Origin of the sequence: Pseudomonas sp. 313 (assembly GCF_000316965.1) — a bacterium.
Lineage (GTDB): Bacteria > Pseudomonadota > Gammaproteobacteria > Pseudomonadales > Pseudomonadaceae > Chryseomonas > Chryseomonas benzopyrenica.
This window is the reverse complement of record NZ_ANBZ01000019.1, coordinates 1-3,101: the sequence shown is the minus strand read 5'-3', so window position 1 is coordinate 3,101 and position 3,101 is coordinate 1. Positions and strand designations below refer to the sequence as shown.

3 protein-coding genes are annotated in these 3,101 nt (G+C 52.3%); 1 reads left to right on the top strand and 2 read right to left on the bottom strand.

Translation table 11 applies throughout. From position 1 onward, the window contains the following. Positions 1–403: 403 nt before the first annotated feature. Complete coding sequence (gene merA / locus C722_RS0101375) at positions 404–1,945, bottom strand: mercury(II) reductase (RefSeq protein ID WP_223656231.1); 1,542 nt, start codon at positions 1,943–1,945, stop codon at positions 404–406. A 35-nt stretch (positions 1,946–1,980) separates the two neighbouring features. Here merA and C722_RS0101370 point away from each other — a divergent pair, with 35 nt between their 5' ends. Further along, positions 1,981–2,553, top strand: a complete 573-nt coding sequence (locus tag C722_RS0101370) for a TetR/AcrR family transcriptional regulator (RefSeq protein WP_017638772.1) — start codon at positions 1,981–1,983, stop codon at positions 2,551–2,553. A 163-nt stretch (positions 2,554–2,716) separates the two neighbouring features. Here C722_RS0101370 and C722_RS24475 read toward each other — a convergent pair. Next, positions 2,717–3,101 (bottom strand): MFS transporter (locus tag C722_RS24475; protein WP_037062909.1); only part of this gene is annotated, 385 nt, incomplete at its 5' end.

The window sequence follows — 3,101 nt, the reverse complement described above, 5'->3', positions numbered from 1 at the left end:
ACGGCGGCTGCGAAGCAGTAGCCCACAGCAGGAAATCGAACTATGAAACGAATAACCCCTTTCCTTCTGGTCGCAGTACTCGGGGGCACTGAAGCAGGCCAGCGTGTCTACTCATCGCGCATGAATTGCCTGACAACCTTTCAAATTTAGAGAAGATAAATTGAAGTTCTGACGGGAATTTCTCAGTAAAAGAATCCTATCTTTCTCGTCAACAGACTGAACGGCACCCCCTGAGTTTTTATGCATATATTCAAGATCGGCAAATTCTTTAATGATTCACCACAAAAAAGGCGGGAAGCCCATTGAGCGATCCCGCCATAGCAAAAAACTCAAACATGCTCACATCAGGAAACTTTACCCTGAAACGATCCCTTGAAATTTAAGCGCATAGTAATAATAAGATTTAGCCATTAGCCGAATCTTCCAAAGTTGGCGCACTGCTTGCTACGTTTTTAAGCGACTCCGCCATAGTGAAGTACGGAGACCACTGTTTTGCAAGTTGGTCAACCGTAAGTCCTGCGGAGATAATATAGGTTGCAGCTGCAATAACCTCTCCAGCAGATTCGCCTACCATATGAATACCCAGAATCCTTCCTGTCTCACGCTCGGATATCATCTTGATTATCCCTTTGTCGTGACGACTTACAATAGCACGTAGAACAAAGGAAACCGGAATTTCACGAACATCATAGGCAATTTGGGCCGCCTCAGCCTGCATAGGAGTCATGCCGACAGCAGCCATCTCGGGCGACGTGAAAATGACGCGGGGCAAGGCGGTGTAGTCTAGGGACCGAGGCTCGTTGCCCAGAGCATTGCTCGCGGCCACGGTCCCCTGCGCACTAGCGACATACACTAATTGAGCCATACCAGTGACATCGCCCGCTGCCCAGATGCGAGGATTTGAGGTTCGCAGATGTTCGTCCACAATTATTTCGCCTCGATCGCCCCTGGACACATTGACAGCATCCAAGTTGAGTCCTTCAGTTGCCGGACGGCGCCCCGTCGCTATGAGAATCTTATGGGCGAAAATTTGCTGAGTACGTCCTTCGGCGACGACAGTTGCAAGCACCCCGCTCTCGTGTGGTACGACGTTTGTCAGATTGGCGCCAGTATGGAACATGATGCCCTCCGCTGACAGCGCCTGCTCCAGTGCCGCAGAAATCGCGGGATCCTCGAACGGTGCAATTCGAGGAGCTATCTCGACCACTTCAACCTTGCTGCCCAGTCGAGCGAACAATTGACCTTGCTCCAGACCGATCGCATTGCCGCCGACGACCAGCATGGACTCAGGCACCTGCTCAAGGGACATGGCCGAGCCGGAAGTGAGAAAGTCCACCTCACTGAGGCCAGGAATGGAAGGAATGAATGGCGCTGCCCCACTGGCGATCAGTACCTGCTTGGCGTACACCAGGTTTGTGTTTCCGTCTGAGTCCGCGACGACGAGCGCTACGATATCTGGCTCATCTGACGCTACAAAGGTCGCCTTGCCGCGAAATACCGCAATACCTGCATCCTTGGGTGCTTGTACATGGAAAGACTGCCGGAAGTGCCCGATCATTTGATCTTTATCTCTGACAAGCAAAGACAAGTCGACAGGCCCGGCCGAGGTCGCTATACCTGGGAACTTCCCATGCGCAGCAGACATGCGAGCAGAAGCCGCCGCAAGCAACGTCTTTGAAGGAACGCATCCTACATTGAGACAGGTCCCTCCTGCCAACCCCTGTTCGATCATGGCGACTGTTTTGTCGAGCCTACGTGCTTCGTTCGCTGCGGCTCTAGCCGCCGAACCGGAACCTATCGTGACTAGATCATAGATGACGGAGGGCTGTTGTGCGGAAGCCGCTGTTGTCGTGTTCATAAAAGAAGCCTCAAGGAAATTGCAAAGAAAGAGACAGATCGGTCTCCTTGAGGGATTGTAGACAACCCTGTCTCCTTGTGTCAACATGTCGCGTATGAATCCTCACAACGATGAATAACATCATGGACAAAAAAGAACAGTTAGTCGCAACTGCCTTTAACCTTTTTTATAAGTACGGCATTCATGCTGTTGGCATCAATCGGGTACTTGAAGAGTCCGGCATTGCCAAGAAAACGCTATATAACCATTTCTCCAGCAAGGAAGATCTAATTGCTGCGACCGTCGAATATTGTGATCAGCAGTATTTCTCTTGGCTCGATTTGCGTTTGCACGAAGCGACGCCAGGTAGGGACGCCTTGTATGCCATGCTTGATGCTTTTGACGATCTGTTTCAGGGTCTCGATCAATCCAAGCCACTTTTCTTGGGTTGTTATTTCATTAATGTCAGCGCCGAATTCAGCAATCCGGATCATGATATACATAAGCTTTGCGCCCGAAACAAAGAGGCTATGCTGCGATGGATCACACACCACACTTCACTTGTCATAACGTCCAGAGAATCGATAGTTCAAATCTCTGAAACAATTGCTATGTTGCTTGAAGGGGCGATTATTCAGGCTCACGTTCTTGGAGATCTGCACGCTGCTCGCAAAGCCAAAGCCGTGGTTAAACTGCTTCTTGATAAATCTAACTAACTAACTAACTAACTAAATTCATCTGTCCATACAACTCTTTGACCATCAATAAAGGTGGAACGGCAAAGTAGCTTTCCGAAGTTTCAGCAGTGGAGACAAGTCGTGTAGTGCCGGAACGGGCCACTTATCGGCTTCCAGTCCTCGATCAATGCCCCAAGTCAAGTCAGTTGCAACCGTACCGCCCCTGCCACAGCAGCGGCACCAAGATCAGCGCCAAGGCCGGGAAGATCATCCAGTTGACCGCTTGCCAGCCCGAGCTGTGCAGGATCGACCCCGCGAGGAACGACACGGCCGCCGTGGCGGCGAAGACGAAGAAGTCGTTCATGCCCTGCGCCTTGCCCCGCTCGGCCGGGGTGTGGCAGTCGGTGACCATCGCCGTGGCGCCGATGAAACTCAAATTCCAGCCGATGCCCAACAGCGCCAGCGAGCCCCAGAAGTGGGACAGGCCGAGCCCGCCCAGGGCCACCACCCCGGAGGCGGCGAGCAGCACCATGCCGACGGCGGTCACGCGCTCCTTGCCGTAGCGCACCATCAGTCGCCCGGTGAAG